Origin of the sequence: Streptantibioticus parmotrematis (assembly GCF_019890615.1) — a bacterium.
Classification (GTDB): Bacteria; Actinomycetota; Actinomycetes; order Streptomycetales; family Streptomycetaceae; genus Streptantibioticus_D; species Streptantibioticus_D parmotrematis.
Map to the genome: position 1 here is coordinate 1 of NZ_JAINVZ010000053.1, position 3,675 is coordinate 3,675.

Annotated in this window: 1 protein-coding gene and 1 pseudogene; both read right to left on the minus strand. The window is 70.9% G+C overall.

The features are described from left to right. Positions 1 to 3,192 (minus strand): sensor histidine kinase (locus K7472_RS32135; RefSeq protein WP_308014184.1); only part of this gene is annotated, 3,192 nt, incomplete at its 3' end. A 332-nt stretch (positions 3,193 to 3,524) separates the two neighbouring features. Then, positions 3,525 to 3,675: pseudogene (locus tag K7472_RS32140) on the minus strand (ATP-binding protein); the annotation flags it as partial.

Genomic DNA, 3,675 nt, shown 5'->3' on the forward strand with positions numbered 1-3,675 from the left:
GTGGTTGGGGCCGGGGCCCTGGCTGTCAGTTGGGAAGGAGGTCGTTTCCGTACCCGCGCTGCGTCCCTGTTGGATGCCCCGCCGCAGATTGCTCAATCTGCCGCGGACGTCCTCCGGGGCGCGGGAGACCTGGGGGCCGCCCTGCGGGGTCTGCTGTGCGGCTCCGGGGACGAGGTTCGCCCGTGGCACCCGGCGCGGCAGTCCCGAGGGGGTGACTCCGCCCGCCTTGGGATCGCGGGCCCGCTCGGCCCGCTCCCAGTTGTCGTCGTTCGTGGAGCGCCACTCGTCGGCGCCCTGGGGGCCTCCCTGTTCCTGCGCGCGCTCCTCGTCCGGCACGGCCGGCTCGGGCTGCTGCTCCCGCCACTGGGCGTCGCGGCGCGGCAGTCCGGCGTCGGTCAGCGCGGGCGCGTCGCTCACGGCGGCGTCCGGCGCGTCGTAGCCTACGCGTTCCGGGGCGTCCCGGGGAGGTTCCGGTTCGACAGCCGCGGGGGCCGGGGGCACCTCCCAGCCGTCCATCGAGTACCCCTGCTCCCAGCCCTGCCGGGGGGCGAAGGGGTCGTTTTCCGGCCGATCGGCCGGATACTCCGCTTGTGGGGCCCCTGTGACGGGGTGTTCGCCGGTGGTCCCGTACGACGTCTGGTGCGGGACGCCGAAGCCGCCGCCGTCCTGCTGCGACGTTTCTTCACCCCGCTCCTCGTAGCCGGGGTACGCGGCCGGGTAGCCGGTGTCGTAGGGCTGCTCGTAGCCCTGCTCGTACGGCTCCCGGTACTCCTGGTCGTAGCCGGGGTACGGCTGCCCCTGCTCACCGGTGGTCCCGGCGGACGCGGGCGCCTCGTCGCGGAACAGCGCGCTGGTGTCCACCCGGCGCTCGCCGGCGGCGGCCTCCAGGGCGGCCCTGCGCTCCTCGCGCATCAGCGAGCGGCTCACCGGGTCCAGCGAGCGGGCGTCGTCGGGGACCTCGTAGCGCCGGTCGTCGAAGCCGAGTTCGGCCGCGGTCAGCTGGCCGCCGCGGAAGTCGGGGACGTCCGGACTCTCGTGCTCGTGCTCGGGCACGATCCGCGAGACGGTGAAGTCGCGCTCGTCGGGCTGCTCCTCGCCGCCACCGCCGTGGGTGATCGGCTCGGGCAGCATCACCAGGGAGGTGGTGCCCGCCTGCTCACCGGACGGGCGCAGCTGCACCCGGATGCCGTGCCGGTCGGCGAGACGGCCGACCACGAACAGGCCCATGCGCTGGGAGACCGAGGCGTCCACGGTCGGCGGGTCGGCCAGCTTGTGGTTGATGTCCGCGAAGTCCTCGGCGGTCAGGCCGATGCCCTTGTCGTGGATCTCCACCATGATCCGGCCGTCCGGCAGCCGGGTCGCGGTGACCTTCACCCGGGTCTGCGGCGAGGAGAACGAGGTCGCGTTCTCCAGCAGCTCGGCCAGCAGGTGCACCAGGTCGGTGACGGCCGCGCCGTGGATGTCGGTCTCCGGCACCCCGGAGATCTCGATGCGCTCGTAGTCCTCGACCTCGGAGGCCGCCGCGCGCAGCACGTCCACCAGCGGAACCGGCTGGTTCCAGCGGCGGCCCGGCTCCTCACCGGCGAGGACCAGCAGGTTCTCGCCGTTGCGGCGCATGCGGGTGGCGAGGTGGTCGAGCTGGAAGAGGTGGTCCAACTGGTCCGGGTCCGCCTCGTTGTTCTCCAGGTCCGTGATCAGGCCCAGCTGGCGCTGGATGAGGCCCTGGTTGCGCAGGCTGAGGTTGGTGAAGATCGCGTTGACGTTGCCGCGCAGCAGCGCCTGCTCGGCCGCGAGCCGCACCGCCTCGCGGTGGACCTGGTCGAACGCGCGGGCGACCTCGCCGATCTCGTCGCCCGAGGTGATCGGGATCGGGGTCACCCGGGTGTCGACCCGGCCCGGGTCGTTGCGGGACAACTGGTCGACCAGAGCGGGCAGCTGCTGCTCGGCCACGTCGAAGGCCGAGGTGCGCAGCTTGCGCATGCTGCGGCTCATCGAGCGGGCCATCAGCGCGGCCACCACGAAGGCCAGCAGCACACCGAGGAGCACCGCGGCCGAGTCGATGATCGCGTCGCGCTTGGCGCTGGAGGCGATGCCGGCCGCGTCGGAGGCCGCCTGGTCGGTCAGCGACGACTCCACCGACCGGTAGGCGTTGAACGCCAGCGTGGTGGAGGCCGTGTAGCTGTCCGGGGTGATGCCCTTGGCCTTCAGCGCCTCGACGGACGTGCCGGAGGCGATGTCCTGGGTCATCGTGTCGCGGGACGGCGGGGTGACGAACTGCTGACCGGCCGCCAGCGCCTTGGCCTTGGCGGCGTCCAGCTGTTCCTTGCCCTGGGTGGTCGCCGTGGCCAGCGCCGCCTTGAGGCGGTCCATGTCCTGCGGGGTGCCGCCGTTCTGGTACTCGGCGAGCGCCACGCCTTCCAGGAACGAGTACGACGACAGCGCGGTCTCCTGCTGCTTGAGCACGGAGGACGGCACGTGGCCCTGCACCAGGATCTGGGTGCCGATGGCACGGGTGAGCGACTCGGCCGCCATCGCCAGCGAGACCGCGTAGAGGGTGCGGCCGTAGGCGGCGACGTTGTCGCTGCCGTAGCCCAGTTCGTTGTCGAACTCCATCAGCGTGTGCTGGATGTTGACGTACGCCTCTTCGGTCTGGGTACCGGGGAGTTTGGCCGTGTAGGCGTTCTTGCGGACCTGGGGGAGCGCGCCCTCGCCCTGCCGGAACAGCGCGAGGCGGCGCTTGAGGCTCTCGGTCTGCGGCATCTGCTTGACCGCGGCGTCGAAGGCGGCGGCGGCCTGGTCGGTGGCCGCGCGCACCTGCTTGACGACCGGGGAGTTGGTTTGCCCGGCCAGAAGGGGAACCACGCTCTGGTCCCGCTCGTCAAGAAGAGCGTGACTGTATGTGGCGGCGGCGCGGACGAGGTTGGCGGTACGGACCGCGTCGTCGGCCTGCTGCCAGCGGTCGATCGAGTTGTCGACGTTGAAGCCGCCGACCACCAGGGCCACCAGGACCGGGATCAGCAGGATCGCGTTCAGCCGGGTGCGCACCCGCCAGTTGTTGGGCGAGAAGCGGCTGCCGGACGGCTCCGGGGGCATGCTGGTGTCGGCCGGGCTCCCGGTGTCACGGCCGGGCGGGGTGAAGTTCCCCCGGGCCGGCTGCACGGGATCGGGCCGTGTCCGCGTCGTATTCCTCACTCGACCAACAACCTCTCGGCGCCGACACACCGACGTGCCGTGTCTACTCCCTGGTTCACCGAATTCCAGCACGTCACGGCGGTGGGCACCAAACCCCTGGCTGAATTCGCCGGGGGACCGAGACGGCCCGCATAAAACGGTCATAAGTGGAATCCGGCGGCAAAACAAGGGCGTGATCTGAGCCCAACGGAACTGATCGTGTGCGAGCGGTGGCCGCCCCTTCGCGATTGCCTGCCGAAACGTTATGAAGCAGCGGACCGGCCGTGTCTAACGACACAGCCGGCCCGCCGGCAACTCACAAGATCAAACGGCTACTTGGTCCGGACGAAGACTTACTTCAGCCTCGCCAGCAACGCGTGCTCCACCAGCGAGATCAACGTGGACTTCGCTTCGCCCCGATGCCTCGCGTCGGTGGTCATGATCGGGGTCTCCGGGCCGATCTGGAGCGCTTCGCGTACCTCGTCGGGGGTGTAGGGCTGCTGC